Source organism: Limnohabitans sp. G3-2 (assembly GCF_002778275.1).
In the GTDB taxonomy this organism is placed as follows: domain Bacteria; phylum Pseudomonadota; class Gammaproteobacteria; order Burkholderiales; family Burkholderiaceae_C; genus Limnohabitans_A.
This window is the reverse complement of record NZ_NESG01000006.1, coordinates 146,393-172,314: the sequence shown is the minus strand read 5'-3', so window position 1 is coordinate 172,314 and position 25,922 is coordinate 146,393. Positions and strand designations below refer to the sequence as shown.

Genomic DNA, 25,922 nt, shown 5'->3' with positions numbered 1-25,922 from the left:
CGGGGAATGTAGCAGACGTGACTGTCTATAATCACGATTTCCACCTACCGGGGGCTGAAAGCTCCCGTCTTGGACATGACCAAATTCGTCTTCGTCACCGGCGGTGTGGTGTCTTCCCTGGGCAAGGGAATCGCCTCCGCATCGCTCGCCGCCCTCCTTGAATCGCGCGGCCTCTCCGTCACCCTCATCAAGCTCGATCCCTACCTGAATGTGGACCCCGGCACCATGAGCCCGATCCAGCACGGCGAGGTGTTTGTGACCGACGACGGCGCAGAAACCGACCTCGATTTGGGCCACTACGAGCGCTTCATCAACACCCGGATGAAGAAGGCCAACAACTTCACCACCGGCCAGATCTACAAGAGCGTGCTCGAGAAAGAGCGCCGTGGTGACTACCTGGGCAAGACCGTGCAGGTCATCCCCCACGTCACCAACGAGATCCAGGACTTCGTCAAGCGCGGTGCCGGCTTTGGCACCCCCGAAGCGGTGGATGTGGCCATCGTCGAGATCGGCGGCACCGTGGGCGACATCGAGTCTTTGCCCTTTTTGGAAGCCGTGCGCCAGCTCAGCCTGCGCTTGGGGCCCAACAACACCGCCTTTGTGCACCTGACCTACCTGCCCTGGATTGCCACGGCGGGCGAACTCAAAACCAAACCGACCCAGCACACGGTGCAAAAACTGCGCGAAATCGGCATCCAGCCCGACGCCCTGCTGTGCCGTGCCGACCGCTATATTCCGGACGACGAGCGCGACAAAATTTCGCTGTTCACCAACGTGCAAAGCTGGGGCGTGATCTCCATGCCCGATGTGGACACCATCTACAAAGTGCCACGCGTGCTGCACGAGCAAGGGCTGGACGGCCTGATCTGCGACAAGCTGCGCCTGAACACGCCGCCTGCCAGCCTCAAGCGCTGGGACGATTTGGTGTACGAGACCGCCAACCCCAAAGGCGAAGTGACCATTGCCATGGTCGGCAAATACGTCGAGTTGTCGGACAGTTACAAATCGGTCAATGAAGCGCTGCGCCATGCCGGCATGCGCAACCATGTGCGCGTGAAGATCGAGCACATCGACTCCGAAACCATCACCCCTGAGACCGTGGCCAGCCTGGCCCATTACGACGGCGTGCTGGTGCCCGGTGGTTTTGGCAAGCGCGGCGTGGAGGGCAAGATCGAAACCGCCCAATTCGCCCGGACCCAAAAGCTGCCTTACTTGGGCATTTGCTTGGGCATGCAGGTCGCCACCATCGAGTACGCGCGCCACGTGGCGGGTATGAAGGACGCCAACAGCACCGAGTTCGAGCCCGAGACGCCCTTCCCCGTGATCGCCCTGATCAACGAATGGAAAGACGCAGATGGCTCCATCCAGGTGCGCGATGCCAACTCCGACCTGGGCGGCACCATGCGCTTGGGCGCACAAAGCTCCGATGTGGCCAAGGGCACTTTGGCCCACCAAATTTATGGCGACGTGGTGACCGAGCGCCACCGCCACCGCTATGAAGCCAACGTCAATTACCTGGACGACCTGCGCAAAGCGGGCCTGGTGATCTCGGCGCTCACGCAGCGCGAGCAGCTGACCGAAATCGTCGAGCTGCCGCAAACCGTGCACCCTTGGTATGTGGGCGTTCAGTTCCACCCCGAGTTCAAGTCCACCCCTTGGGATGGCCACCCCCTGTTCAATGCCTTCGTCAAGGCGGCGATTTCGCACAAAGCGGCCGCCTGAAACACCCGCACGAAGGACAGCCATGAAACTTAGCGGATTTGACGTTGGCCTGAACCAGCCCTTCTTTTTGATCGCGGGCACCTGCTCCATCGAAGGTCTGGAGATGTCCATCGAAGTGGCGGGTCGCCTGCATGAGGCTTGCTCGGCCCTGGGCATCCCGCTCATCTACAAAGGCTCGTTCGACAAAGCCAACCGCTCGTCGGGCAGCACCCAGCGCGGTGTGGGCATGGATGCGGGCCTGAAAATCCTTCAGGAGGTGCGCCGCCAGATCGGCGTGCCCATCCTCACCGATGTGCACGACGAATCACAGGTCAAAACCGTGGCCAGCGTGGTTGACGTGCTGCAGACCCCGGCCTTTTTGTGCCGCCAGACCGATTTCATCCGCGCCGTGGCCCAATCGGGCAAGCCGGTGAACATCAAGAAGGGCCAATTTTTGGCGCCCTGGGACATGAAGAACGTCATCGACAAAGCCCGCAGCGCGGCCCGTGAAGCCGGTCTTCCCGAAGACAATTTCCTGGCGTGTGAGCGCGGCGTGAGCTTTGGCTACAACAACCTGGTGGCCGACATGACCAGCCTGGCCGAGATGCGCAAAACCGGCGCGCCTGTGGTGTTTGACGTGACCCACTCGGTGCAAAAACCCGGTGGCCAAGGCACCAGCAGCGGCGGAGCGCGCGAGATGGTACCGGTGCTGGCCCGCGCAGGCGTGGCCGTGGGCGTGGCGGGCCTCTTCATGGAAACCCATCCCAAGCCCGCAGAGGCTTGGTCTGACGGCCCCAATGCCGTGCCGCTGGGCCAAATGAAGGCCTTGCTCGAGACGCTGGTGCAGCTCGATGCCGTCACCAAAAAGAACCCCTTCCTCGAGGACAACTTCGCATGAGCGGCTATATCATCGCCAACGTCCAAGTGACCAACCCCACCCAGTACGAAGAGTACAAAAAGTGGTCCACCGCCGCCATGCAATCCACGGGCGCTGAAGTCTGCGTGCGTGGCGGAAAAGTCGAAGTGCTGGAGGGCGACTGGTCGCCCGAGCGCATCGTGATTTTGAAATTTCCGACCTTTGAAGCCGCCAAGGCCTTTTATGAAGTGCCCGAGTACCTCAAAGCCCGTGAGGCCCGTGCAGGTGCGGCCATCATGCGCATGGTCGTGGTCGAAGGTGTTTGACGCCTTGGACCCCCAACCGGTTTTTATTTTTCAATTTGAGAGAGTCTGAACATGAGTGCAATCGTTGACATCGTCGGCCGTGAAATCCTCGACAGCCGTGGCAACCCCACCGTCGAATGCGACGTGCTGTTGGAATCGGGCGTGATGGGCCGCGCCGCTGTGCCGTCTGGCGCCTCCACCGGCAGCCGCGAAGCGATCGAGCTGCGTGACGGCGACAAGAGCCGGTATCTGGGCAAAGGCGTGCTCAAAGCGGTCGAGCACATCAACACCGAAATCTCCGAAGCCGTGCTGGGCCTGGACGCCTCCGAGCAGGCCTTTTTGGACCGCACCCTGATCGACCTGGACGGCACCGACAACAAGAGCCGCTTGGGTGCCAACGCCATGCTGGCCGTGTCCATGGCCGTGGCCCGCGCCGCGGCCGAAGAATCGGGCCTGCCGCTGTACCGCTACTTTGGCGGCATGAACGGCAACCAGCTGCCCGTGCCCATGATGAACGTCATCAACGGTGGCGCGCACGCCAACAACAACCTGGACCTGCAAGAGTTCATGATCATCCCCGTGGGCGCACCGTCGTTCCGCGAAGCGGTGCGATGGGGCGCTGAAGTGTTCCATGCGCTCAAGAAAATCATCCACGACAAAGGCATGAGCATTGCCGTGGGCGACGAAGGCGGCTTTGCCCCCAACGTGGACAGCCACGAAGCGGCCATCCAGATGGTGCTGGACGCGATCGCTGCTGCCGGTTACACCGCGGGCGAGCAAATCGCCATTGGCCTGGACTGCGCCGCCAGTGAGTTCTACAAAGACGGCAAGTACGTGCTGGCCGGTGAAGGCGGCATCAGCCTGACGTCTGAGCAGTGGACCGACATGCTGGCCACTTGGTGCGACAAGTACCCCATCATCAGCATCGAAGACGGCATGGCCGAAGGCGACTGGGACGGCTGGAAAGTGCTGACCGACCGCTTGGCCAAGAACGTGCAAATCGTCGGTGACGACCTGTTTGTGACCAACACCAAAATCTTCAAAGAAGGCATCGACAAGGGCATCGCCAATTCGATCCTGATCAAGATCAACCAGATCGGCACCCTGACCGAAACCTTCGAAGCCATCGAAATGGCCAAGCGCGCCGGTTACACCGCCGTCATCTCACACCGCTCGGGCGAGACCGAAGACAGCACCATCGCCGACATCGCTGTGGGTTTGAACGCGGGCCAGATCAAGACCGGCTCGATGAGCCGCTCGGACCGCATGGCCAAGTACAACCAGCTGCTGCGCATCGAAGAAGACTTGGGCGAAGTGGCGGTGTACCCTGGCCGCGCGGCCTTCTACAACCTACGCTAAGCCGGCACAGCCATGGGCAACCGCCTCGTTCCGATCGTGTTGGTCGCCTTGCTGGTGATCGTCCAAGCCCAACTTTGGTTGGGCAAAGGCGGCGTGTCCACCGTTGCCGAGCTCGAGCGGTCTTTGCAAGAGCAAAAGGCCGAGAACGAAAAAGCCCACCGCAAAATTGACCAACTCAGCGCCGAGGTCAATGACCTCAAGGAAGGCCTGAACATGGTCGAGGAACGTGCAAGGCATGAGCTGGGCATGGTCAAACCCAACGAGATCTTCGTTCAAATCGCCAAATGATGTCCCCGGTCGAGATCGCAGGTTTTGTCCTCGGCCTGGCCATGGTGGTTTGCAACATCCAGCAGTGGCATTGGGGCTGGCCACTGTCCATCGCCAGCGCCATTCTGTATTTCTTTGTGTTCAAGGACAGCTTGCTGTACGGCGAGGCGGGCCTGCAACTGGTTTTTGTGGCCATTTCCCTGTGGGGTTGGTGGCAGTGGCTTCGCAGAACAGATGACGCCCAAGCGGCCATCGCTGTTCAACGCCTGTCTTGGCGCGGCTGGGGGGTGGTGCTGGTCTGCAGCGCCGCGCTTTGGCCTGCACTGGCTGTGCTGCTGCAACGCTTCACCGACAGCGATGTGGCCTGGTGGGATGCACTGCCCACAGCCCTGAGTTTGGTCGGGCAAGTCCTGTTGGGGCGCAAATACCTTGAAAACTGGCTGGTCTGGGTGGTGGTCAATGCCATCAGCGTGGCCTTGTTTGCCCACAAAGGCCTGTGGTTGACCTGCGTTTTGTACGCCCTGTTCACCGCCATGAGCCTTTGGGGTTGGCGGTCCTGGCGACGAAGCCTGGCCCTCGAAGCGGCTGAATCGCTCGCATGAGCCCGATTGAGCGCATCGCCATTCTGGGCGCAGAGAGCACCGGAAAATCTGGCTTGACCCAGGCCTTGGCAGGTGTGATGCGTTCGCGTGGGCACACCGTCCATGCGGTCGAGGAGGTGTTGCGCCACTGGTGTGCGCGTGAAGGCCGAACGCCGCTGGCCCACGAACAAAGTGACATTGCCCAGGCCCAGGCCCAAGCGGTGATGCGCATCCGGCAAGGCGTGGTGATTTCAGACACCACGCCCCTCATGACAGCGGTCTACAGCCACCTCTTGTTTGGCGATGAAAGTCTCTACGCCATGGCATTGGCGCACCAAGCGCTTTTCGACAAGACTTTGGTGACCGGCCTCGATTTGCCTTGGGTGGCCGATGGCTGGCAACGGGACGGCCCGCAGGTGCGTGGCCCGGTCGACACCCTGGTGCGACGTGCGCTCGAGCGTGCAGGCATTGCCTACCGGGTGGTCTACGGGCAAGGCCAGCAGCGGCTGAACAACGCCCTGCTGGCTCTGGGGCAGCCTGGCGAAGACGACGCAGCCCGCATGACCAGGGAAAATGCCCAGTTCGCCATCAACGAGGGGCGCACCGTGTGGCAATGCAACGCGTGCAGCGACCCGGTCTGTGAACACCAACTGTTCACCAGGCTGCTGGCCAAGCGCCCCACCTGACGCCATCCTTCGCGAGCAGGGGCTCGCTCCCACCAGAATTCGGTGGACGCTCCACGACTCTCCTTGTGGGAGGCCGCCCCTGCGGCCGAATCTTTGTCGCACCCGAGCGATCATTCGCGAGCAGGGGCTCGCTCCCACCAGAATTCGGTGGACGCTGAGCGACTCGCCTGGTGGGAGGCCGCCCCTGCGGCCGAATCTCTGCTGCGGCAGCGCGATCCTTCGCGAGCAGGGGCTCGCTCCCACAAGAATTCGGTGGACGCTGCGCGACTCGCCTTGTGGGAGGCCGCCCCTGCGGCCGAATCTTTGTCGCACCCGAGCGATCATTCGCGAGCAGGGGCTCGCTCCCACAAGCATTCGGTTGACGCTGAGCGGCTCCCCTTGTGGGAGGCCGCCCCTGCGGCCGAATCTTTGTCGCACCCGAGCGATCATTCACGAGCAGGGGCTCGCTCCCACAAGCATTCGGTTGACGCTGAGCGGCTCCCCTTGTGGGAGGCCGCCCCTGCGGCCGAATCTTTGTCGCACCCGAGCGATCATTCACGAGCAGGGGCTCGCTCCCACAAGCATTTGGTTGACGCTGAGCGGCGCTCCTTGTGGGAGGCCGCCCCTGCGGCCGAATCTTTGTCGCACCCGAGCGATCATTCGCGAGCAGGGGCTCGCTCCCACCAGAATTCGGTTGACGCTCAGCGGCTCCCCTTGTGGGAGGCCGCCCCTGCGGCCGAATCTTTGTCGCACCCGAGCGATCATTCGCGAGCAGGGGCTCGCTCCCACCAGAATTCAGTGGACCGAGCCGCCGGGCACGTCAGCGGGCAAACCTGTGAACAGGCCCGCCGCGTCCACCGGGTCAAAACGGTATTGCGCACCGCAAAAGTCGCAGCCCACTTCCACCTGACCTTGTTCGGCGATGATGCCCTCCACCTCTTCGGTGCCGAGGCTGCGGATCATGTTGCCCACGCGCTCGCGGTTGCACCGGCAGGCAAAACGCGGGCCAGTCTCGCCGATGAAGGGCTCGAACCGCGCGAGGGGCTCCTCCCAATACAAACGGTGCAAGATGGTTTCGGCGTCCAAGCCCAACAACTCTTCGCGCTTGAGGCTCTTGGTCAAGATCGAGATGCGGCTGAAATCTTCGCTCTGGCCCAGCACCGACTCGCGCAGGAATGAATCGGTTTGACCGGCCAGATTGCCCTCGCCTTCGATGGGCAGGCGCTGGATCAGCAAGCCCGCCGCCACTTTGTCGTCGGCCGCCAGCACCAACACGGTGTCGAGTTGCTCGGACTGCAACATGTAGTGCTCCAACACCTCGCTGATGTTTTCCAGTTTTTCGCCCCGATCGCCAAACAGCGGCACCACGCCTTGGTAAGGCTGCTGGCCGGGCAAACGGTCTTGCGGGTCCAGGGTGATGGCGCAACGCCCTTCGTTGTTCACGTTGACCATCTGGCTCAGGGTGGCGTTGTCGGCCACCTCGCCCACTTGGGTGCAGGTGGCCCGCAAGCTCAAGTCGGGCTGGACTTCGACCACACCCAACTTGACCGGACCATCCCCAAAAATCTGCAGCACCAAAGCGCCATTGAACTTGATGTTGCCCTGCATCAAGACGCCCGCTGCGGCCATCTCTCCGAGCAACTGGCGCACAGGTGCAGGGTAAGCGCCCGTCTCGGAGTTGGCAGCGCGGCGCGCCAGAATGTCTTGCCAGGCATCGGTCAGACGCACCAACATGCCGCGCACCGGCAGGCCTTCGAAAATGAATTTATGGAGTTCGGACAAAGTTCAATCAACAGCCCCACAGGGCCGATCCTCGGTGGTTAAAACGTTCGCGGCGGACCCACAAAGGGTCCACAACGCATTCAGGAAATGGCTTTCAAGCCTGTTTTGAAACGACGGGCGTTCTCGACGTAATGCTGGGCGCTTTGGCGCAGGCCCTCAATCTGCTCGGGGGTCAAGGCGCGCACCACCTTGGCAGGGGTGCCCATGATCATCGAGCCATCGGGAAATTCCTTGCCCTCGGTCACCAGCGAACCCGCTCCCACCAGGCAGTTTTTGCCAATTTTGGCACCATTGAGCACCACCGCGCCAATGCCGATCAGCGACTCGTCACCGATGGTGCAGCCGTGCAGCATGACCATGTGGCCCACCGTCACATGTTTGCCGACCTTGATTGGCTTGCCGTGGTCGGCGTGCATGACGCTGCCGTCCTGGATGTTGCTGCCCTCACCGATCTCAATCGTCTCGGTGTCACCACGCACCGTCACGCCAAACCAGATGCTGGCATCGGCCGAGATCTTGACCGCGCCCATGACCTGCGCGTTCTCGGCCACCCAGGCACTGTCGGCCACATCGGGGGTTTGATCATCCAATTGGTAAATGGCCATGGCGGTCTCCTGTCGGTTGGGTTTTCTTGAAAACCTACAATTGTAGGGATGCCCACCCCCTGCTGTGGGCGCAGCCAGTGATCGCCATGCACACCTTGCGCTCCGCCGCCCTGATCCCCTGGGCGCAAACCGACCCGAACCTGAAAGCCCAGGCCACATTGGCCCTGGACCTGAGCTTGCCCGTGGGCGCGCTCGAGAACCTGAGCGCCCCTTCTGCAGGCCCGGGCCGTGCAGCACGCCCGCTGCTGGTGCCGCACACCCAGCTCAAAGCCAAATCCATGGCCACGCCCGAGGGCCGGGCCATGCTGGTGCACTCGATCGCGCACATCGAGCTCAACGCCATCGACCTGGCACTCGACGTGGTGTGGCGCTTTGCGGGCATGCCCGAGGCTTTTTACACGGATTGGGTGCGCATTGCCCAAGAGGAGGCCAAGCACTTTGGCCTGCTGCGCCAACACCTGCTGAGCCTGGGCTTTGACTACGGTGACTTTCCTGCCCACAACACCTTGTGGGACATGGCCGAGCGCACCCAGAACGACATTCTGGCCCGCATCGGCATCGTGCCGCGCACCATGGAAGCGCGGGGCCTGGACGCCTCACCGGGCGTGAAAAACAAACTGGTCAGTGTGGGCGACCACAGAGCGGGTGAAATCCTGGACATCATTTTGCAAGACGAAATTGGCCACGTGGCTGCTGGCAACCGCTGGTACCGCCATGTGTGCGAACAACGCGGCTTGGAGCCGGTCAGCACCTATGCCGAATTGATCGCCCAATACGAGGCCCCCAAACTGCGTCCGCCCTTCAACATGGCCGCCCGGCGGCTGGCAGGTTTTGACGAAGCAGAGTTGGCCGCTTTGAGCTGAGCACACCCGCGCCTGTGGGAGTGAACCCCTTTGTGAGCGATCTCTTGTGGGAGTGAGCCCCTGTAGGAGTGTGCCTCTGTGGGAGCGAGCCCCTGCTCGCGAATGAAAGCTGTAGGTGAACCCACATTCGGCCGCAGGGGCGGCCTCCCACACAACACCAAAGCCCATGCCAATGTGGGAGCAGGCCTCTGTTGGAGTGAACCACTGTGGGAGGGTGCCTCTGTGGGAGCGAGCCCCTGCTCGCGAATGAAAGCTGGAGGTGAACCCACCTTCGGCCGCAGGGGCGGCCTCCCACACAACACCAAAGCCCATGCCAATGTGGGAGCAGGCCACTTTGGGAGTGAAACCCTTATGGGAATGAGCCCCTGTGGAAATGACCCCCTGAGGGAGTGTGCCCCTTGTGGGAGCGAGCCCCTGCTCGCGAATGAAACCTGTAGGTGAACCCACCTTCGGCCGCAGGGGCGGCCTCCCACAAAATACCCAGGCCCATTCCAATGTGGGAGCGAGCCCCTGCTCGCGAATGCATGCTGAGACTGAGCCATCCTTTGGCCACAGGGGCGGCCTCCCAGATGGAAAGCAGACGCATCAGCCTCTGGGGTGGTGCTGCGCGTGCAGCGTTTTCAGGCGCTCTCGGGCCACATGGGTGTAAATGGTGGTGGTGGAGATGTCGGCATGCCCCAACAGCATCTGTACCGCCCTCAAGTCGGCCCCATGGTTGAGCAAATGCGTGGCAAAAGCGTGGCGCAGGGTGTGGGGCGACAAAGGGGCGGTGATGCCAGCGTCGATGGCGTAGCGCTTGACCAGGCTCCAAAACATCACGCGGGACATGGCGCTGCCGGGTGTGGTGCCACTGGTGGTGACAAACAGGTCTTCGGTCTGGCGTGGGCCCAGCATGGCCGACCGGGCTTGGCCCATGTAGCGCTGCAACCAGTCGCGCGCTTCTTCGCCAAAAGGCACCAAACGCTCTTTGCTGCCTTTGCCCATGATGCGCAGCACGCCTTCGTGGAGCGAGACGTGCAAGGTTTTGAGGCTCACCAACTCGCTCACACGCAGTCCGCTGGCGTACATCAACTCCAGCATGGCGCGGTCACGCAAACCCAAAGGCGTGCTGACATCGGGCGCGGACAACAACGCATCGACCTGTGCCTCGCTCAAGGTTTTGGGCACGCGCAGGGCCTGTTTGGCGGCCAGCATGCGCAAAGTGGGATCGGCTTGGATGAGGCGCTCGCGCAAGGCCCATCTGAAAAAACGCTTGAACACCGTGAGCCGGCGGTTGGCCGAGGTGGCCTTGGTCTGCCCATGCCGCTCAGCAAAGTACGACTGCAGGTGGTGTTCTTGGCTCGCCGCCAGCGCCAGCCTGTGCGTTACAAACAACCAGGTGGCGTAAAGCGACAAATCGAGGCGGTAGGCCGCCAAGGTGTTGGCGGCCAGCCCGTCCTCCAGCCAGAGGGCCTCGGCAAAGCGGTCGATGGCGTTCTGGCTGGCCTCGTGCATGGACGAAGGATCAGTCCAGCTTGAGTTTTTGCTGGTCCACCACTTTCTTGTACACCTCGAATTCGGCCTTGATCTGGGCGCTGAACTCTTCGGGCGTGTTGGCGATGACCAAAGAGCCCGTGTCGTTGATGCGTTTGGTCACACCGGGCTCTTGCAGGGCTTTTTTCACACCCGCGCTGATCTTGTCCACCACCTCTTTGGGCAGGTTCTTGGGGCCCAAGATGCCGTAGTAAGCCATGCGGTTGACAGGCTCCAAACCGATTTCCTTGAAGGTCGGGACATTGGGCAACTGGGGCAGCCGCTGGGGAGCCGCCACCACGATCGGGATCAGCTTGCCCGTTTGGATAAATGGCAAGGCCGAAGGCAGGTTGTCGAAAATGATGGGCACTTGGCCTGCGACGGTGTCGTTCAGGGCAGGGCCTGCACCACGGTAAGGAATGTGGGTGATGAAGACACCCGCCAAGCTTTTCCACAATTCGGTTTGCAGATGGCCGATGCCCCCCGTGCCCGAAGAGGAATAGGAATATTTGCCCGGGTTTTTCTTCAACTCGGCCAGGAAGGCTTTGTAATCTTTGGCCGGGAAGCTGGGGTGCACCGCGATCACATTGGGCGTGGCCGCAATGTTGATGATGGGCGTGAAGTCGGTCAAGACGTTGTACGGGATCTTGGGGTTGATGGCCGGGTTGGCGGCCGTGGTCGACACCGTGGCCATGCCCAGGTTGTAGCCATCCGGCGCCGCACGCGTGGTTTCTGTGGCACCCACCACGCCACCGCCACCGGCTTTGTTCTCGACGATCACGTTTTGGCCCAAGGCCTTGCTCAGGGGCTCGGAGATCACGCGGGCCACGATGTCGGTGGTGCCGCCAGGCGCAAAAGGCACCTGCAATTTGATGGGTTTGTTGGGGTAGGCCTGTGCCCATGCCGAACCACTGGCCAAAACGGTGACAGCCCAACCGGCTGCCGAAACCAAACTGCGACGTTTCATGTCAAAACTCCTAAAAAGTGTGCCCATGATATGCAAAAAAAAGGGCGACTTGAGAGAGGACAAACCCACAAATCCGTCAAAAATCCGGGCATTACCCGCTACCAGCCCTTCGCTACCAGCCCTTCGCCACCAGCCCCCCGCCACCATCCCTTCGCCCCCAGCCCCTTGCCCCAGGGTGACAAGCGGCCGGCATGACGGCGGCTTGCAGCCGTTATGCTCCCAGGGTGAACTTTGCCCAACTCCTCTTCCCCGATTTTTCGCTGATTTTGTGCGGCTACCTGATTTGCCGCTACACCGCCCTGAACCGCTCGGTGTGGCAACAGGTCGACAGTTTGGTGTACCTGTTCCTGTTCCCGGTGCTGCTGTTCCGGTCCATCGTCAAAAGCCCGCTCGATCTGGCTGCCACGTCCAACCTCATTGGCGCTGGCCTGAGTTTGGGGGTCTGCGCCATTGCCCTGTCCTACAGCTTGCCTTACTGGCCGATTCTGGGCAAACGGCTGGACAAACGGGACCATGCGGCCAGTGCCCAAGTGGGTTTTCGCTTCAATTCGTTCATCGCGCTGGCCCTGGCCGAGCGCTTGGCGGGCGCAGAGGGCTTGCTGCTGATTTCGGTGTTGATCGGGTTTTGCGTGCCCCTGTTCAACATCGGCGCCGTTTGGCCCATGGCACGCCATGCCAACACCGGTTTTTTGCGCGAACTGGTCCGCAACCCCTTGATCATCGCCACCAGTTCCGGACTGGCCTTCAACTTGATGGGTTTGAGCATTCCGGCCTGGATGGACCCCAGCGTCAGCCGCATCGGCGCCGCTTCCCTGGCCTTGGGGCTGATGGCTGCGGGTGCGGGCATGGAGCTGCGCACCCTGCGCCAAGGCCAGCTGTTGGCCGTGAGCGTGCTCTTGGTCAAGCACCTGCTGCTGCCCTTGATGGCGCTGGGCATGTCGCAATTGTTTGGGCTGACCGCCATGCAAACGACCATACTGCTGGCCTTTTCTGCACTGCCCACCGCGTCGACTTGCTACGTGCTGGCCGCCCGCATGGGCTACAACGGGCCCTATGTGGCGGGGCTGGTCACGCTGTCCACGCTCTCGGGCATGCTCAGTTTGCCCTTTGCGCTGGGCGTGCTGCGCTGACGGGGCGCCAGGCCCCCTTGACCCACCCCACCATCCGGCCGCAGGGGCGGCCTCCTACAAAGGGGCAGCTGCTTTGGCCAGCGACCAGGCCACCTGCTCTTGAACCACCGGATCGGCATGCCCAGCGTGGGCCGCCAAACCCTGCAACACCCGCTCTCGCTCGCCTGCAGACAACGCCGGCGAAGCCAAGGCATTGCCGGCGGCCAAAGCCAGGTTGCGCAGCCAGCGGGCGTGGCCGATGCGGCGGATGGCACTGCCTTCGGTGCGGCGCAAGAATTCGGCCTCGCTCCAGGCCATCAGTTCAGCGATGGTGGACGCCCCCAAACCTTCGCGCGGCTGCCAATCGGGCACGCTGCTGATTTGCGCGAATTTGTTCCAAGGGCAGGCCAACTGGCAATCGTCGCAGCCGTAAATGCGGTTGCCGATCAAGGGACGCAGCGCCTCGTCGATGGGCCCGGCATGCTCAATGGTCAGGTAAGAAATGCAGCGCCGGGCATCCAACTGGTAGGGCCCCACGATGGCTTGGGTGGGGCACAGGTCCATGCACGCGGTGCACTGACCGCAGTGCGCCGAGACCTGCGGCGTCTCAGGCAGTGCAAAGTCCACGAACAACTCGCCCAGAAAGAACATGGAGCCGGCCTCACGGCTGAGGACCAGGGTGTGTTTGCCGCGCCAGCCCAGACCGCTGCGCGTGGCCAGCTCGGCCTCCAACACAGGCGCCGAGTCGGTGAACACGCGGTGCCCAAAGGGGCCAATGGCTTGGGCGATGCGCTCTTGCAGTTTTTGCAGGCGGCTGCGCAAGACCTTGTGGTAATCGCGCCCCCGGGCATAGAGCGAGACCACCGCCTCGCCTGGCTGCAGGCTGCGAGCGGTTTCTTGGGCCAACCAGTCGGGTGCTGTGCCCAAGGGCAAGTAATCCATGCGGGCCGTGATGATGCTCACCGTCCCTGTGTGAAGCTCGGCCGGCCGGGCCCGCTTCATGCCGTGGCTGGCCATGTAGTCCATGCTGCCGTGAAAACCTGCGGCCAGCCAAGCTTGTAATCCGGGCTCGGCCGAGGACAAATCGATGCCTGTCACGCCAATTTGGGACAATCCAAGCTCACGCGCCCAGATCGGAATCTGGGGCCACAGTTCTAGAAGGTCGAATTGAGTACGTTGAGCAGTCACCCACCGATTGTAGAAAGCCCCACTGCCCCAGCGCATTGGCAGGGTCTGTGGCCGAACGAGGCGGCCACACAAGCCTTTGCCGAGCAGCTGAGCGCAGCCCTGCAAAGCTGGCCCGGTGGGCGAGATGCGTGCATTGAATTGCGCGGCAACCTGGGAGCAGGCAAAACGACTTTGGTGCGCCATTTGCTGCGCGCAGCGGGCGTGCAAGGCCGGATCAAAAGCCCCACTTACGCCGTGGTCGAGCCGCACTTGGCGGGCTCGGGCGACTCGGCGTGGCCTGTTTGGCATTTTGATTTTTACCGATTCAGCGATCCGCAAGAGTGGGAAGACGCTGGCTTTCGGGACATTTTTGCGGGGCCGGGACTCAAACTCATGGAGTGGCCTGACAAAGTGGCTGGGCAGCTGCCAGCACCGGACTGGGTGATGGCGCTCGAGGCGATCGACGAAGACCAGCGCCGGGTGCACATCAGCGCGGGCACAGAGCGAGGCCAAGCGTGGTTGGCCTCTTGGGCCACCACCGGCCACGGGGGAGCCGCCGATGCGCTCTGACCGCCGCCGCTGGCTCAAAGCCGGATTTCTGGTGATGAGCCTGGGCGCAGCGCAGCTGGCACGCGGGGCCAATATGTTGGCCGTGCGCATTTGGCCTGCGCCCGATTACAGCCGGGTCACGCTCGAATCGGACGCGCCCCTCAAAACCACGCAAACCTTCATCGCCTCGCCCCCGCGCTTGGCCATCGACATCGAAGGCTTGGAGCTCAACGCCGCTTTGCGTGAATTGGTGGGCAAGGTGCAGGCTTCTGACCCCAACATTGCGGGCATACGGGTGGGCCAGTTCAACCCCAGCACGGTGCGCTTGGTGATTGACCTCAAGCGGGCCATTGCGCCGCAAGTCTTCACCCTTCAACCCGTGGCCACTTATGCCCACAGGCTGGTGCTGGACCTGTATCCGAAGGACGGCCTGGACCCGCTGGCGCAACTGATACAAGAGCGTGCGGCGGCGGCACCTGTGCCCGCGCCGGCCTCGGGTTTGCCCGCCACCAGCACCAGCGTCAATGACCCTTTGGGTGAGCTGATCGCGCGGCGCAACGGGGCTGCCGCTGGGGGCGCTTTGAATCCGGCGCCCTCTGCCCCCGCGCCCTCCACCCGGCGACAAGACCTGTGGCCCCCTTCTGCGGTGTCGATGGACAGCCCCAACCATCCGCCCCGCGCAGAAAAAGGCGCACAGGACAGCGACCGTTTGATCGTGATCGCGCTGGACCCCGGCCACGGCGGCGAAGACCCGGGCGCCATTGGCCCGGCTGGCACACGAGAGAAAGACGTGGTGCTCAAGATCGCCAAAATGCTGCGCGACCGCATCAACGCCAGCAGCGTTCAGGGCAGCCCCATGCGGGCATTCCTCACCCGCGACGCCGACTTCTTTGTGCCCCTTCATGTGCGGGTGCAAAAGGCCCGGCGCGTCCAAGCCGATTTGTTGGTCAGCATCCATGCCGATGCGTTTTTCACGCCCCAGGCCAGCGGCGCCAGCGTGTTCGCTCTGAGCCAAGGCGCGGCATCGAGCAGCGCAGCGCGCTGGATGGCGCAAAAGGAAAACAAGGCCGACCTGATCGGTGGGCTGAATTTAGGCACCCAAGACGCCCAAGTGCAGCACGCCCTGCTGGACATGAGCACGGCCGCACAGATCAAAGACAGCTTGCAGTTGGGCAGCAGCTTGTTGCGCGAAATCGGTGGCGTGGGTCGCCTGCACAAACCCCGCGTTGAGCAAGCGGGTTTCGCCGTCCTCAAAGCCCCCGACATCCCCAGTGTGCTGGTGGAGACGGCTTTCATCAGCAACCCACAAGAAGAAGAAAAATTGCGCAGCGAGGCTTACCAGCAGCAACTCACCGATGCGCTGATGCGCGGCATCGTGCAGTACTTCTCGCGCAACCCGCCCTTGGCGCGCAACCGGAAAATCTGAGCGTCAAAGGGACGCGACAAACTGCTCAGCAGTCCGCGCATCTTGGTCAAATTGCGCCATCGCGGCCAAGGTCAAGGCATCGGTGGCCAAGCTGGCCGCGAATTCTGGGCGCACCGTGACGGCATGGGCACCCAAGGCGATCAAGCGCGACAACACATCCGCCGACTTGATGCTGGCGGCCAACAGCTGCAAACCGTCGGCCTGCACCGCCACACACGCCTCGATCAGCGACCACACATCGCGGCCATCGGCCTGCAATCGGCCCACATACGGCGCGACAAAATGGGCTCCCTGGGCGCGCGCCCAAAGCAGCTGCATCGGATTGGACAGCCCGGTGAGCAAGCTGGGCACGCCCCAGGCCTGAACTTCGCGCAGCACGGGCTGCCAGTCGGGGTGACAGGGCAACTTGATGGTCAGGCGCACACGGGCCTGCACCGCAGCAGGCAGCAGCACTTCGAGCCACTGGGCCGCTTCGCCCACGTCGGCGCGGGGCAATTGCAGCATCAGCTCCGGGATACGCACTTCTCCTGCTTGCGCCACCAACTGCAAATAGCCCGCCAGGCTGACCGGCAAACCGGCTTGCATGACCAATGTGGGGTTGGTGGTGACGCCCTGCACGGGAGGACAGCCCGCCGGCAAGGTCCATTGGCGGGCTTGGGCCGAGTCGAGGTAGAACTTCATGCGGCATCCTGCTTCAGAAAGATGTCTTTGTCCGGGAAAAACTGGCTGTGCAGCGGCAGCAGCGCCCCGCCCAAAGCACGGGCGTGGGCGCCCACCTGCCCGGCCAGCAGCTGCGGTTGGTGCATGCCGTCAAAGCGGTACTGGCTCAGGGCGTCTTGTGTGGCCGCCATCAGCGCGGTCATGAGCGGCGCGCCCAGCGAGCCGTCCATCACCACGGCGTCCAGATCGAGCAAGGCGGCGGAACTCGCCACCGTCATGGCCAAGGCCTGGCTGGCCTGAGCGAGCCAAGGCGCCGTGAGGCCGGCATAGGCCTTGTCCATGATGGCGGCCTGGTGAATCAGCAAAGGGTCATGTCCCGCGGCCAGCAAGGCTTGTTCGAGCTGCCAGCCCGAAGCCTTTTGCAAGAGTTGAGGCGGCATGCCCGAACCGCTTGAAGCGCAACCCACTGGCAAGGAGCCAATCGCCCCGGCATTGCCTCGTTCGCCGTTCATGATGTGACCGGACAGCACCAAGCCGCCACCGATGAAGGTGCCCACAAACACATACAAAAAACTGCGCACGCTGCGGCCATGGCCTTGCAGCAATTCGGCCACGCACGCGGCCGTGGTGTCTTTGGCAAACACCACTGGCAAATCGGTCAGGCGCTGCACCTGGGCCGTCAGGTCGATGTGCTCCCAGCGGGCCAAGGCTTGAGCGGCCTGACCGCCCATCAGGTCGGCCCATTTGTGCAAGGACAGCGGCGCTGTCAGCCCCACACCCACGGTACGGTGCCAGAGCTCGCCCATGCGCTCTTTCAGGGTTTGCAGACCCTGCGCCATCGACTCCAACAAGACATCCGGGTCGGGATAGTCGTAGAGGACTTCGACGCGCGCCACAGGCTGGCCCGTGAAATCGGCCACCAGCAACTCCAGATTGCGGCGCCCCACCTGAATGCCCACGCTGAATGCCCCTTGCGGGTTGAGCGACAGGGGCACCGAGGGCTGACCGATCTTGCCGCGCACGCGGTCCTGTTTGAGGAGCAAGCCGTCGTCCAGCAAACGGCCCACGATGATGGCCACCGTTTGGGTGGACAACTGGGTCAGCCGCGCCAGATCGGCCTTCGGGATCGCCCCGTGGTGGCGAATGGCCTGCAGCACGATGCGTTCATTGAACTGGCGCATCCCCACGTGGTTGGAGCCCCGCATGGCGGAAGTGGGCGTTGCGGAGTTCATGGTTGGTGTTGCTCTGATTCAGAAAAAAATCACGCCCTTACAAAATGCGGCGTTGCCGTAGCCCGAGCCCTCGCCACTTTGCACGATGAGGCTGGCCCCCTTGATTTTCTCGTAAAACGCAAAGCGCTCCACCGCTTCGACCTGTTCAGGCTTGAATCCCTCGGCCACCACCAAGTCCAGCACCGCTTGTTGGGCGGGGGTTCGAAAATCAGGGGCACTGTGGCAAGCATGCATGTAAGCCGCAGGCTGCGCCACATCGGTGGCCAGGGGGAACACCGACAGCACGGCTCGGCTCACCCGCTCTAGGCTGTGGCCAGGCAAGCGCACTACCGGTTTGCCCTGGCTCAAATGGTCGGCAGTGAAGTTGGCGTCCACCACCGCCACCCATTCGCCGTGGCCCATGGCGCACAGGTGCATCAGCAGCTCGGGTGTGAGCAGTGGGTCTATCCCTTTCAGCATGTGGCAGTCTCTTCAGAGCGCAGGCTGGCCGGATCGATGGCGCCGGTGATCAGGCCCACGATTTCTTCGGGGCTGGTCTCGCGGGTGCGCCTGCTGCAGATGATGCGGCCTTGGCGAAAGACCCAGATGCGGTCCACCAGGTCAAACACCTGGCGCAGGTTGTGGCTGATGATGATCAAGGGCACACCGCGCTCTTTGAGCCCTTTGATGATGCCTTCCACACGGGCCGTTTCCTGAACGCCCAGGGCGGCCGTGGGCTCGTCGAGGATGATGAGTTTTTTGGCAAACCCTGCAGCGCGCGCAATGGCCACGCACTGGCGCTGACCACCCGACATGCCGCGCAGGCTCTCGGACATGTCCTGGATCTGCACGCCGGTGGTGGCCAGCATGGCGGCCGATTTCTCGCGCATGGCCTTGTGGTGGAGGATGGACAGCGGCCCCAAGTTCAGGCGCGTGATTTCGCGGCCCAAAAAGATGTTGGCGGGCACGTCCAGGTCTTCGGCCAGCGCCAGCGTCTGGTACACGGTTTCGATGCCCTGATCTCGGGCGTCCAGTGGCGACTCGAAATGCACTGTTTGGCCATCCAACAGGATGTCGCCCGCATTGGGCTGCTCTGCCCCGGTGATCAGGCGCACAAAGGTGCTTTTGCCCGCGCCGTTGTCGCCCACGATGGCGGCATGCTCGCCAGGCATGAGGCGAAACTGGGCATCGGTCAGGGCTTTGACACCGCCATAGTGTTTGGTCAGTTGCTGGATTTCAAGAACGGGAGCAGGTGTCGACATGGCGCTACTTTCACTGTGAATGGCCGCGATCATGGCGGATTGGCGGAGAATTCGTATTAGTAAAACTACTAGGTTTACTTAGTCTTGTTTTTCGTTTCCAATGCGTTCGCGGTCAGACAACAGAATTGCTGCCCGGTACAACCCAACACGGAGACACACACCATGACCACAAAACGCACTTTCGTCCGCTTGGCCATCGCTGCAGCGGCAGCCACCCTGTTCACCTCGGCCATGGCCGCAGACATCACCGTCGCCTACATCACCAACGGCAACACCAACGAAGGCTGGACGCTGATCAACGGTGGTGCCAAAAAAGCGGGCAGTGCCAAGGGCGTGAAATTCATCGAATTGGCGGCTGAAAAGGGCGAGTTGTCGCGCCAACTGGCCATCGTTGAAGACATGATCACCCGCAAAGTCAACGCAATCGCCATTGCCCCTGTGGACTCAGCTGGCATCGCCCCCGCCATCAACAAGGCCTTGGCCGCTGGCATCGCCGTCGTGGCTGTGGACACCGGCATCACCGGCTCCAAGATCACGTCTTATGTGGCCACTGACAACATCAAGGCGGCCAACGTGCAGGGCAAGTGGGCGGCAGAACAGATCAAAGACGGCGACACCGTGATCTATGTGACCGGCGACCAGGGTCAATCCACGGGCCAAGAGCGCAAAAAAGGCTTTGTGGATGCTTTGAACGCTGGGCGTAAAAACATCAAAATCGTTGAAGTGGCCACCACCTGGGACCAGACCATGGCCCAAAACGGCGTGGAAGCCGCCTTGCGTGCCAACCCGGGCGCCAAGGTGATCGCCTGCGCTTGGGACGGCGGCGCCTTGGGTGCCAAAGCGGCTTTGATGGCCGCTGGCAAGAAGCCCGGCGACGTGAAAATCGCGGGTTTTGATGGCTCCCCAGGCGGGCTGGACATGATGAAGCAAGGTTGGCAACAAGCCAACGCCGCACAAATGCTGGCCAAGATCGGCCAAGTGGGTGTGGAAACAGCCATCGCGGCCGCACAGGGCAAAAAAGTCGAAGCGCGGATTGACACCGGCTCATTCCTGGTGCTGCCCGCCAACGTGGACAAGTTCGCGGCCGACTCCGGCGTGGGCCAGTTCATGCGGGTCAAAGCCAAGTGACCTGGACGGCCCCGACAGGGCCAGCCCGGACCTGAGGGTCCGGGCTTGTTTTTTGGAATATTGAGAAATTTATGAAATCCATCACCCGACAAGAGTGGTACGGCGCTTTGGTAGCGGTGCTTGTGCTGGGCGCTTTGCTGACTTTGGCCTCGCCCTACTTTTTGACCGCAGGCAACCTGTCCAACATCTTGGTGCAGGCGTCGGTCATCGCTTTGCTGGCGGGTGGTCAAACTTTTGTGATCTTGACCGGTGGCGTCGACCTGGCCGTGGGGGCACTCACAGCCCTGGCCGGTGCCGTGGCCGGTCACATGATGGTCAAAATGGGCCTGGACCCTTATCTGGCCATGCTGATGGCGCTGGCCATTGGCGCGGCAGTGGGCGTGTTCAACGGCTACCTGGTGGCCTTTGTCGGCATACCCGCTTTCATCGTCACGCTGGGCGGCCTGACGCTGTGGCGAGGGCTGGCCTTTGACTTGACGGGCGGCTTTGACCATGCAGGCTTGCCCGACCCCCTGCCCTTCATTGGCTACGGCGATGTGCTGGGCGTGCCCATGCCCACGCTGATCACCGGCATCTTCTTTGTGGTGATGGCCTTTGTGCTGTCAAGCACCAAGCTGGGCCGCTACGTGTACGCCATGGGCTCCAACGAAATGGGTGCTCGCCAGGTGGGCATCAACATCCGCTGGTACAAGCTGGGTGTCTATGTGATCTCTGGCCTGTGCTGCGCCCTGGCGGCCATCGTGCTCATGGCCCGCATGGATTCCTCGAGCGGCAAGATGGCGCAAATGTTTGAGTTGGACGCCATTGCGGCGGTCATCTTGGGCGGCACCTCCTTGTTTGGCGGGCGTGGCAGCATTTGGGGCAGTTTGCTGGGCGCGGTGCTGATCACCATGATCCGCAATGGCATGAACCTGATGGAAGTCTCCCAGTTCAAGCAAATGATGGCCATCGGCGCCGTCGTCATCCTGGCGGTCTGGATCGACGTGGTTCGGCGCAAGCACTTGCTCAAAAAATAAGCGCTCGGAGCTTGAAGATGACATCCCCGATTTTGGTGCTGGGCGAAGCCTTGATGGACTGCATCGCTCAAGCCGATGGCCAACTGCGCCCGCTGATGGGCGGCAGCCCCTTCAACCTGGCCCGCGCCGCTGCACTGCAGGGCGCCCAGGTGGCCTACCTCAACCCCTTGTCCAAAGACCTGTTCGGACAAGGCATGGTGAAACAACTGCAGCAAGACGGCGTCACGCTGGCCGGTGGCACCAGCCCACGCCCGACCTCTTTGGCCGTTGTGCAAGTGTACGACGGCCAGCCCAGCTATGGCTTTTACCGCGAGGGCATTGCCGACCGCGACTACACGGTCGATGGCATCGTGGACCTGTTGCGTCAACAAGCCGTCCCCGGGATATTGCACACGGGGTCTTTGCTGCTCATTCCACCCGAGCACCACAAAGTGGTGGCCATTCTCCAAGCTGCGCGGGATTTGGGCTGGACGGTCAGCGTCGACATCAACCTGCGCCCCCAAGTGGCGGGCGACTTGGCACCCTATGTGGCGGCTGTGCGCGAAGTGATCGGCCTGAGCGACTGGCTCAAAGCCAGCGACGAAGACCTGAAAACCATGGGTTTGGCCGACGTGAGCCTCGGTGAATCGCCCCGCTTGGTGAGCGAGTTGCGCGCCGCGGGCGCGCCGGGCACCTTGAGCCGCGTGGCCCTGACCTTTGGCGGCGATGGCGCTTATCTGGATGTGCAAGGCCACAGCCATGGCCTGCCGGCGCCCTCGGTCACTGTGCTCGATACCGTGGGTGCAGGCGACACCTTTTGGGGAAACGCATTGGCCGACTGGTCCGCCAACGAATCACCGGCCAGCGCGCGTGTGGCCGACACATTGGCCTTGGCCATGAAAGCGGCTGCCATCAACTGCACCCGACAAGGCTGCCAGCCGCCCACACGCGCTGAACTGTTGGCGTTCTAAACCGTGCGCCGAGCCTTCCAGGCGCCCAACATGGCGATCAGGCCCGGCACGATGATCAAAGCCCAGATGATTTTGGACAAGTGGGTTTGCACGAAGGGCAAGTTGCCAAACAGGTAACCGGCCAGGGTCAGGCCCACCACCCAGATGAAGCCGCCCACCACATTGAACAGGGTGAACTTGCTGCGGGTCATCTCGGCCACGCCCGCCACAAAGGGCACAAAGGTGCGGATGAACGGCATGAAGCGCGCCAGGATGATGGTGATGCCGCCGTATTTTTCGTAGAAGGCATGGGCCTGGTCAAAGCCTTTGCGGCTGAAAAACCGCGAATCTTCCCACTGGAACACCCGAGGGCCAAAGTAGCGGCCGATCGTGTAGTTGGTCTGGTCTCCCAATATAGCGGCCACCAGCAGCAAGCCCATGACCAGCGGCAAGTTCATCAAACCTGCACCGCACATGGCGCCCACGATGAACAAGAGCGAGTCGCCGGGTAAAAACGGCATGACCACAACGCCCGTTTCCACAAAAATGATGAGGAACAACAGGGCGTACACCCAAGCGCCGTATTGCCCCACAAAGGCTTCCAGATAGCGGTCGACGTGGAGGATGAAATCTACGAGTTGCAAAAGGATGTCCATGACCGCGATTATCCAAGAAGGCATTCGGCCGCAGGGGCAGCCGGCCACAAATAAACAGAACGGCCGCAAGGCCTAAAATCAGGCGGTGACTTCCCAACAGACCCCGGCTACCGCGCGCCGCCCCATTCGCGAACTCCCCGATGAACTGATCAGCCAAATCGCCGCCGGCGAGGTGGTCGAACGCCCGGCTTCGGTCGTGCGCGAGTTGGTGGACAACGCCATGGACGCAGGGGCACGCAGCATCACGCTGCGCCTGATGGGAGGCGGCACCCGGCTGATCTCGGTGGAGGACGACGGCGGCGGCATCGCACCGGACGAGCTGGCCACCGCCTTGAAGCGCCACGCCACCAGCAAGATTGGCAACCTGGATGACCTGGAATCGGTCATGACCATGGGCTTTCGGGGTGAAGCGCTGGCCGCCATCCACTCGGTGTCTGAGCTCACCTTGCTCTCGCGCATGGACGGACAAGCCAACGCCTTTGCGCTGGACGGTCGCACAGGCGAGATCCGCCCTGCCGCGCGCGCTGTGGGCACCACGGTGGAGGTCAAAGAGCTGTTTTTCTCCACGCCCGCGCGCCGCAAGTTTTTGAAAAGTGACAGCACCGAGCTGGCCCACTGCATCGAGGCGGTGCGCCGCCATGCCCTGGCCCGCCCTGATGTGGGTTTTGCCATCTGGCACGAAGGCAAGCTGGTCGAGCAGTGGCGGGTCCACCCCGGTGCTGCGGGCTTGGAGCAGCGCCTGGCCGATGTGTTGGGCCAAGAGTTCGTGAGCCAGTCCATCGCCGTGGAATACAAGGCCGGCCCGCTCCAGGTGATCGGCCGCGCCGGCCTGCCCGACGCCGCCCGTTCGCGCCCAGACCACCAGTTTGCTTATGTCAATGGCCGTTTTGTGCGCGACAAGGTCGTCATGCACGGGGCCCGCAGCGCTTACGAAGACGTGTTGCACGGCCACAAACAACCCGCTTATGCGCTGTTCATGCAGATCGACCCGACCTTGGTGGATGTGAACGTGCACCCCACCAAGATCGAAGTGCGGTTTCGCGACAGCCGCGCCGTCCACCAGGCGGTGCGGCATGCGCTGGAACATGCGCTGGCCGCCCCCCGCTCGCAGAACCTGAGCGGTGACGCTGGCGAACCTGCCAGCGACTTTGGCCTGAAAGCCCCCGCCGCCAAAGCCTTGCCCGAGTCGGCCACTTGGCAGCAAGGCGGCATGGCGTTTGAACGGCCCGGCCCCTCGATCTTCCAGGCGCCGGCCTTCAAACCCGCAGATTTTTTGCGTCCCCGGGTCAATGGCGAGCAGGCCATGGCGGACCTGAAGGCGCTGTGGCAGCCCTCACCGCACGCCGCAGAGGCCGCAGGAATGTGGGAGGCCGCCCCGGCAGCCGAAGGCCCTTCGCGAGCAGGGGCTCGCTCCCACGAAGAGGATTCGCGAGCAGGGGGCTCCTACGAAGGGGATTCGCGAGCAGGGGCTCGCTCCGACCAAGAAAGCACCACGCCGGCATCGCCCATGCCCGAGGGCGACTGGCCGCTGGGCCGGGCGGTGGCGCAGCTGCACGGTGTCTACATCCTGGCCGAAAACAAACAAGGCTTGGTGGTGGTGGACATGCACGCAGCCCACGAGCGCATCGTCTACGAGCGCCTGAAAAACCAGCTCACCGCCGCCGAGGGTGCAGGCCCGCGCATCGCGAGCCAACCGCTGTTGATCCCGGCCACCTTTGCCGCCACACCCACCGAAGTCGCCACGGCCGAGGCCTGCGCCGAAGCGCTGGAACAGTTGGGTCTGGCAATTTCGCCCTTATCGGCCAAGACCCTGGCCGTGCGCGCCGTGCCCACGAGTTTGGCGCAAGGCGATGCCGTCGAGCTGGCCCGCAGCGTGTTGGCCGAGCTGGCCCAGCACGACGCCAGCACGGTGGTGCAACGCGCCCAAAACGAGATTTTGGCCACCATGGCCTGCCACGGTGCGGTGCGTGCCAACCGCCGCCTGACGCTGAACGAAATGAACGCCCTGCTGCGCCAAATGGAAGAGACCGAGCGCTCCGACCAATGCAACCACGGCCGTCCCACCTGGCGTCAGATGACGATGCGGGACCTGGATGCGCTGTTTTTGCGAGGTCGGTGATGCGCGCCATGTCGCCCCAACTGATCGTCCTGCTCCTCGCGCTGCTGCTCGGCCTGCAGCCTGTCACCACCGACCTGTATTTGCCCGCCCTGCCCGCCATCACCCAAGGTTTTGGGGCCGGCATGGGCCAGGCCCAGCTCACACTCACCGCTTTGCTGTTGGCCTTTGGCCTGTCGCAACTTGTGTGGGGGCCTCTGTCGGACCGCTTTGGTCGCCGCCCCATCTTGTTGGTGGGCATGGGGGCTTACACCTTGGCATCCATCGCTTGCGCTTTGGCACCCGACATGGCCTGGTTGATTGCAGGGCGCACGGTGCAAGGCGTGGCCATGGGCGCGGCCGTGATGGCCGCACGCGCCGTGGTGCGCGACCTTTATCAGCCGCTTCAGGGGGCCACGGTCATGTCTCAAGGCTTGACGGGCCTGGGCATCATCGCCTGCGCCTGCGCGCCACTGGGCGGCATGTTGACCGACACACTGGGCTGGCGTTACGCCCTGCTGGCACTGGCCGTGTTCGGCGCTGCCACATGGGCCTTGCTGCTCTGGCGTTTTGAAGAAAGCTTGGCCCGCCCCGACCCGCATGCGCTGCGGGCAGGGCCTCTCTTGCGGGCCAACCTCGAGATCCTGCGCAACCCGGTGTTTCTCACTTGGTGCGCCTTGTCGGCAGGCTCTTATTTGGGGCTGTTCACCTTTTTGGCCAGCTCTTCATTTGTCTTTGTCACCTTCATGGGGTACAGCAAAACGGCCTATGGCTTTCTCATGCTCAGCATGTCGCTGTCTTACATCGTGGGCACGTTCTGGTGCCGCTGGATGCTGCGGCGCACCAGCGTGCACCGGACCGTGGGCATGGCGGCCGCCCTGACGATCACAGGCGGCGTGAGCATGGCGGTCCTGGCCTATGCGGGGCAAGGTCAGGACTGGTATGGCGCCTGGGCCGTGATGGTGCCCATGTACATCTTCATGATGGGCCACGGCGTGCACCAGCCTTGTGGCCAAAGCGGCGCCGTCGCGCCCTTCCCTCACCGGGCGGGCACGGCCTCGGCGCTGAATGGTTTTTTGATGATGTTGGGCGCTTTCTTCATGGGTGCTTGGCTGGGCTCGCACATGGACCAACCGGTTTTGGCCCTTGCGCACGGGCTGTTGCTGTGGGCGCTCGTCATCACTGCGGTGGCTTGGACGGCTGTGCAGCGCCATGGCAAGCCTGCAGCCGTGTTGGCCCAACCCCGCTGAT

General features: G+C 62.7%; 26 protein-coding genes. 16 read left to right on the top strand and 10 right to left on the bottom strand.

The features are described 5' to 3' along the window. The first annotated feature begins 75 nt into the window (after positions 1–75). The 7 genes from B9Z31_RS11155 to B9Z31_RS11125 are packed head-to-tail and all read left to right on the top strand — an operon-like array spanning position 76 to position 5,755. Positions 76–1,722, top strand: a complete 1,647-nt coding sequence (locus tag B9Z31_RS11155) for a CTP synthase (protein WP_100119631.1) — start codon at positions 76–78, stop codon at positions 1,720–1,722. Between the two features lie 22 nt (positions 1,723–1,744). Continuing rightward, positions 1,745–2,599, top strand: a complete 855-nt coding sequence (gene kdsA, locus B9Z31_RS11150; protein WP_100119630.1) for a 3-deoxy-8-phosphooctulonate synthase — start codon at positions 1,745–1,747, stop codon at positions 2,597–2,599. Next, complete coding sequence (locus B9Z31_RS11145) at positions 2,596–2,883, top strand: DUF1330 domain-containing protein (RefSeq protein ID WP_100119629.1); 288 nt, start codon at positions 2,596–2,598, stop codon at positions 2,881–2,883. The genes kdsA and B9Z31_RS11145 overlap by 4 nt, the downstream gene beginning before the upstream one ends. A 51-nt stretch (positions 2,884–2,934) precedes the next feature. Then, the gene (gene eno / locus B9Z31_RS11140) at positions 2,935–4,221 is read left to right on the top strand and encodes a phosphopyruvate hydratase (RefSeq protein ID WP_100119628.1); all 1,287 of its coding nucleotides are present in this window, start codon (positions 2,935–2,937) and stop codon (positions 4,219–4,221) included. Between the two features lie 12 nt (positions 4,222–4,233). Further along, on the top strand, positions 4,234–4,509 hold the full coding sequence (gene ftsB, locus B9Z31_RS11135; RefSeq protein WP_100119627.1) for a cell division protein FtsB: 276 nt from the start codon (positions 4,234–4,236) through the stop codon (positions 4,507–4,509). Further along, positions 4,506–5,090, top strand: coding sequence for a nicotinamide riboside transporter PnuC (gene pnuC, locus B9Z31_RS11130; protein ID WP_100119626.1), 585 nt, complete (start codon positions 4,506–4,508; stop codon positions 5,088–5,090). The genes ftsB and pnuC overlap by 4 nt, the downstream gene beginning before the upstream one ends. Beyond that, a complete protein-coding gene (locus B9Z31_RS11125; protein WP_100119625.1) occupies positions 5,087–5,755 on the top strand; it encodes an AAA family ATPase in 669 nt (222 codons plus the stop codon). The genes pnuC and B9Z31_RS11125 overlap by 4 nt, the downstream gene beginning before the upstream one ends. Before the next feature lie 774 nt (positions 5,756–6,529). Here the strand turns inward: B9Z31_RS11125 and B9Z31_RS11120 are convergent. Both B9Z31_RS11120 and B9Z31_RS11115 read right to left on the bottom strand, forming a co-directional pair. After that, positions 6,530–7,516: an Hsp33 family molecular chaperone HslO gene (locus B9Z31_RS11120; RefSeq protein ID WP_100119624.1), complete on the bottom strand. Its 987-nt coding sequence runs from the start codon at positions 7,514–7,516 to the stop codon at positions 6,530–6,532. Between the two features lie 80 nt (positions 7,517–7,596). Further along, positions 7,597–8,121 (bottom strand): gamma carbonic anhydrase family protein, encoded by a 525-nt coding sequence (locus tag B9Z31_RS11115; RefSeq protein ID WP_100119623.1) that lies wholly within the window; start codon positions 8,119–8,121, stop codon positions 7,597–7,599. An 86-nt stretch (positions 8,122–8,207) separates the two neighbouring features. Here B9Z31_RS11115 and B9Z31_RS11110 point away from each other — a divergent pair, with 86 nt between their 5' ends. Beyond that, positions 8,208–8,984: a ferritin-like domain-containing protein gene (locus B9Z31_RS11110; RefSeq protein WP_100119819.1), complete on the top strand. Its 777-nt coding sequence runs from the start codon at positions 8,208–8,210 to the stop codon at positions 8,982–8,984. Positions 8,985–9,569: 585 nt separating this feature from the next. Here the strand turns inward: B9Z31_RS11110 and xerD are convergent. Next, positions 9,570–10,478 carry a site-specific tyrosine recombinase XerD gene (gene xerD / locus B9Z31_RS11105; protein WP_100119622.1) on the bottom strand — a complete coding sequence of 303 codons (909 nt, stop codon included), beginning with the start codon at positions 10,476–10,478 and terminating at the stop codon, positions 9,570–9,572. A 10-nt stretch (positions 10,479–10,488) separates the two neighbouring features. Beyond that, entirely contained in the window at positions 10,489–11,463 is a 975-nt protein-coding gene (locus tag B9Z31_RS11100) for a tripartite tricarboxylate transporter substrate binding protein BugE (protein ID WP_100119621.1), read from the bottom strand. 224 nt (positions 11,464–11,687) lie between these two features. Between B9Z31_RS11100 and B9Z31_RS11095 the strand changes: the two genes are divergently transcribed. Further along, the gene (locus tag B9Z31_RS11095; protein ID WP_100119818.1) at positions 11,688–12,593 is read left to right on the top strand and encodes an AEC family transporter; all 906 of its coding nucleotides are present in this window, start codon (positions 11,688–11,690) and stop codon (positions 12,591–12,593) included. A gap of 54 nt (positions 12,594–12,647) precedes the next feature. Here B9Z31_RS11095 and queG read toward each other — a convergent pair whose 3' ends face one another. After that, positions 12,648–13,760: a tRNA epoxyqueuosine(34) reductase QueG gene (gene queG, locus B9Z31_RS11090; protein ID WP_233200923.1), complete on the bottom strand. Its 1,113-nt coding sequence runs from the start codon at positions 13,758–13,760 to the stop codon at positions 12,648–12,650. On the opposite strand from queG, the gene tsaE reads away from it, so the two are divergent. Then, positions 13,740–14,309 carry a tRNA (adenosine(37)-N6)-threonylcarbamoyltransferase complex ATPase subunit type 1 TsaE gene (gene tsaE / locus B9Z31_RS11085; RefSeq protein WP_100119816.1) on the top strand — a complete coding sequence of 190 codons (570 nt, stop codon included), beginning with the start codon at positions 13,740–13,742 and terminating at the stop codon, positions 14,307–14,309. The two genes, queG and tsaE, sit on opposite strands and share 21 nt — an antisense overlap. Beyond that, positions 14,299–15,714 carry an N-acetylmuramoyl-L-alanine amidase gene (locus B9Z31_RS11080; RefSeq protein ID WP_100119620.1) on the top strand — a complete coding sequence of 472 codons (1,416 nt, stop codon included), beginning with the start codon at positions 14,299–14,301 and terminating at the stop codon, positions 15,712–15,714. The genes tsaE and B9Z31_RS11080 overlap by 11 nt, the downstream gene beginning before the upstream one ends. A gap of 3 nt (positions 15,715–15,717) precedes the next feature. Here B9Z31_RS11080 and B9Z31_RS11075 read toward each other — a convergent pair whose 3' ends face one another. Genes B9Z31_RS11075 through B9Z31_RS11060 form a run of 4 tightly spaced genes read right to left on the bottom strand, consistent with a single transcriptional unit; the run spans position 15,718 to position 18,847 of the window. Further along, the gene (locus B9Z31_RS11075; RefSeq protein ID WP_100119619.1) at positions 15,718–16,395 is read right to left on the bottom strand and encodes a transaldolase family protein; all 678 of its coding nucleotides are present in this window, start codon (positions 16,393–16,395) and stop codon (positions 15,718–15,720) included. Beyond that, positions 16,392–17,606, bottom strand: coding sequence for an ROK family protein (locus B9Z31_RS11070; RefSeq protein WP_100119618.1), 1,215 nt, complete (start codon positions 17,604–17,606; stop codon positions 16,392–16,394). Before B9Z31_RS11070 ends, B9Z31_RS11075 begins: the two co-directional genes overlap by 4 nt. Positions 17,607–17,624: 18 nt before the next feature. Further along, complete coding sequence (locus B9Z31_RS11065; RefSeq protein WP_100119617.1) at positions 17,625–18,065, bottom strand: RbsD/FucU family protein; 441 nt, start codon at positions 18,063–18,065, stop codon at positions 17,625–17,627. Then, the gene (locus B9Z31_RS11060; RefSeq protein WP_233200918.1) at positions 18,059–18,847 is read right to left on the bottom strand and encodes an ATP-binding cassette domain-containing protein; all 789 of its coding nucleotides are present in this window, start codon (positions 18,845–18,847) and stop codon (positions 18,059–18,061) included. Before B9Z31_RS11060 ends, B9Z31_RS11065 begins: the two co-directional genes overlap by 7 nt. A 162-nt stretch (positions 18,848–19,009) precedes the next feature. On the opposite strand from B9Z31_RS11060, the gene B9Z31_RS11055 reads away from it, so the two are divergent. The 3 genes from B9Z31_RS11055 (at position 19,010) to B9Z31_RS11045 (ending at position 21,941) form a co-directional block, all read left to right on the top strand. Beyond that, positions 19,010–19,975: a sugar ABC transporter substrate-binding protein gene (locus B9Z31_RS11055; protein WP_100119615.1), complete on the top strand. Its 966-nt coding sequence runs from the start codon at positions 19,010–19,012 to the stop codon at positions 19,973–19,975. 71 nt (positions 19,976–20,046) lie between these two features. Further along, on the top strand, positions 20,047–20,991 hold the full coding sequence (locus tag B9Z31_RS11050; RefSeq protein ID WP_100119614.1) for an ABC transporter permease: 945 nt from the start codon (positions 20,047–20,049) through the stop codon (positions 20,989–20,991). A 17-nt stretch (positions 20,992–21,008) separates the two neighbouring features. Continuing rightward, positions 21,009–21,941 carry a carbohydrate kinase family protein gene (locus B9Z31_RS11045; RefSeq protein WP_100119613.1) on the top strand — a complete coding sequence of 311 codons (933 nt, stop codon included), beginning with the start codon at positions 21,009–21,011 and terminating at the stop codon, positions 21,939–21,941. Here the strand turns inward: B9Z31_RS11045 and B9Z31_RS11040 are convergent. Next, positions 21,938–22,576, bottom strand: a complete 639-nt coding sequence (locus B9Z31_RS11040; protein ID WP_100119612.1) for a DedA family protein — start codon at positions 22,574–22,576, stop codon at positions 21,938–21,940. The two genes, B9Z31_RS11045 and B9Z31_RS11040, sit on opposite strands and share 4 nt — an antisense overlap. An 85-nt stretch (positions 22,577–22,661) precedes the next feature. On the opposite strand from B9Z31_RS11040, the gene mutL reads away from it, so the two are divergent. Continuing rightward, positions 22,662–24,695: a DNA mismatch repair endonuclease MutL gene (gene mutL / locus B9Z31_RS11035; protein ID WP_100119611.1), complete on the top strand. Its 2,034-nt coding sequence runs from the start codon at positions 22,662–22,664 to the stop codon at positions 24,693–24,695. A gap of 8 nt (positions 24,696–24,703) precedes the next feature. After that, entirely contained in the window at positions 24,704–25,921 is a 1,218-nt protein-coding gene (locus B9Z31_RS11030; protein WP_100119815.1) for an MFS transporter, read from the top strand. Position 25,922: the final 1 nt, after the last annotated feature.

Excerpts from the sequence above, each read along its gene's own strand:
- B9Z31_RS11155 (WP_100119631.1), top strand. The coding sequence starts at position 76 with ATGACCAAATTCGTCTTCGTCACCGGCGGTGTGGTGTCTTCCCTGGGC.
- kdsA (WP_100119630.1), top strand. The coding sequence starts at position 1,745 with ATGAAACTTAGCGGATTTGACGTTGGCCTGAACCAGCCCTTCTTTTTG.
- B9Z31_RS11145 (WP_100119629.1), top strand. The coding sequence starts at position 2,596 with ATGAGCGGCTATATCATCGCCAACGTCCAAGTGACCAACCCCACCCAG.
- eno (WP_100119628.1), top strand. The coding sequence starts at position 2,935 with ATGAGTGCAATCGTTGACATCGTCGGCCGTGAAATCCTCGACAGCCGT.
- ftsB (WP_100119627.1), top strand. The coding sequence starts at position 4,234 with ATGGGCAACCGCCTCGTTCCGATCGTGTTGGTCGCCTTGCTGGTGATC.
- pnuC (WP_100119626.1), top strand. The coding sequence starts at position 4,506 with ATGATGTCCCCGGTCGAGATCGCAGGTTTTGTCCTCGGCCTGGCCATG.
- B9Z31_RS11125 (WP_100119625.1), top strand. The coding sequence starts at position 5,087 with ATGAGCCCGATTGAGCGCATCGCCATTCTGGGCGCAGAGAGCACCGGA.
- B9Z31_RS11115 (WP_100119623.1), bottom strand. The coding sequence starts at position 8,121 with ATGGCCATTTACCAATTGGATGATCAAACCCCCGATGTGGCCGACAGT.
- B9Z31_RS11110 (WP_100119819.1), top strand. The coding sequence starts at position 8,208 with ATGCACACCTTGCGCTCCGCCGCCCTGATCCCCTGGGCGCAAACCGAC.
- xerD (WP_100119622.1), bottom strand. The coding sequence starts at position 10,478 with ATGCACGAGGCCAGCCAGAACGCCATCGACCGCTTTGCCGAGGCCCTC.
- B9Z31_RS11100 (WP_100119621.1), bottom strand. The coding sequence starts at position 11,463 with ATGAAACGTCGCAGTTTGGTTTCGGCAGCCGGTTGGGCTGTCACCGTT.
- B9Z31_RS11080 (WP_100119620.1), top strand. The coding sequence starts at position 14,299 with ATGCGCTCTGACCGCCGCCGCTGGCTCAAAGCCGGATTTCTGGTGATG.
- B9Z31_RS11075 (WP_100119619.1), bottom strand. The coding sequence starts at position 16,395 with ATGAAGTTCTACCTCGACTCGGCCCAAGCCCGCCAATGGACCTTGCCG.
- B9Z31_RS11070 (WP_100119618.1), bottom strand. The coding sequence starts at position 17,606 with ATGAACTCCGCAACGCCCACTTCCGCCATGCGGGGCTCCAACCACGTG.
- B9Z31_RS11065 (WP_100119617.1), bottom strand. The coding sequence starts at position 18,065 with ATGCTGAAAGGGATAGACCCACTGCTCACACCCGAGCTGCTGATGCAC.
- B9Z31_RS11060 (WP_233200918.1), bottom strand. The coding sequence starts at position 18,847 with ATGTCGACACCTGCTCCCGTTCTTGAAATCCAGCAACTGACCAAACAC.
- B9Z31_RS11055 (WP_100119615.1), top strand. The coding sequence starts at position 19,010 with ATGACCACAAAACGCACTTTCGTCCGCTTGGCCATCGCTGCAGCGGCA.
- B9Z31_RS11050 (WP_100119614.1), top strand. The coding sequence starts at position 20,047 with ATGAAATCCATCACCCGACAAGAGTGGTACGGCGCTTTGGTAGCGGTG.
- B9Z31_RS11045 (WP_100119613.1), top strand. The coding sequence starts at position 21,009 with ATGACATCCCCGATTTTGGTGCTGGGCGAAGCCTTGATGGACTGCATC.
- B9Z31_RS11040 (WP_100119612.1), bottom strand. The coding sequence starts at position 22,576 with ATGGACATCCTTTTGCAACTCGTAGATTTCATCCTCCACGTCGACCGC.
- B9Z31_RS11030 (WP_100119815.1), top strand. The coding sequence starts at position 24,704 with ATGTCGCCCCAACTGATCGTCCTGCTCCTCGCGCTGCTGCTCGGCCTG.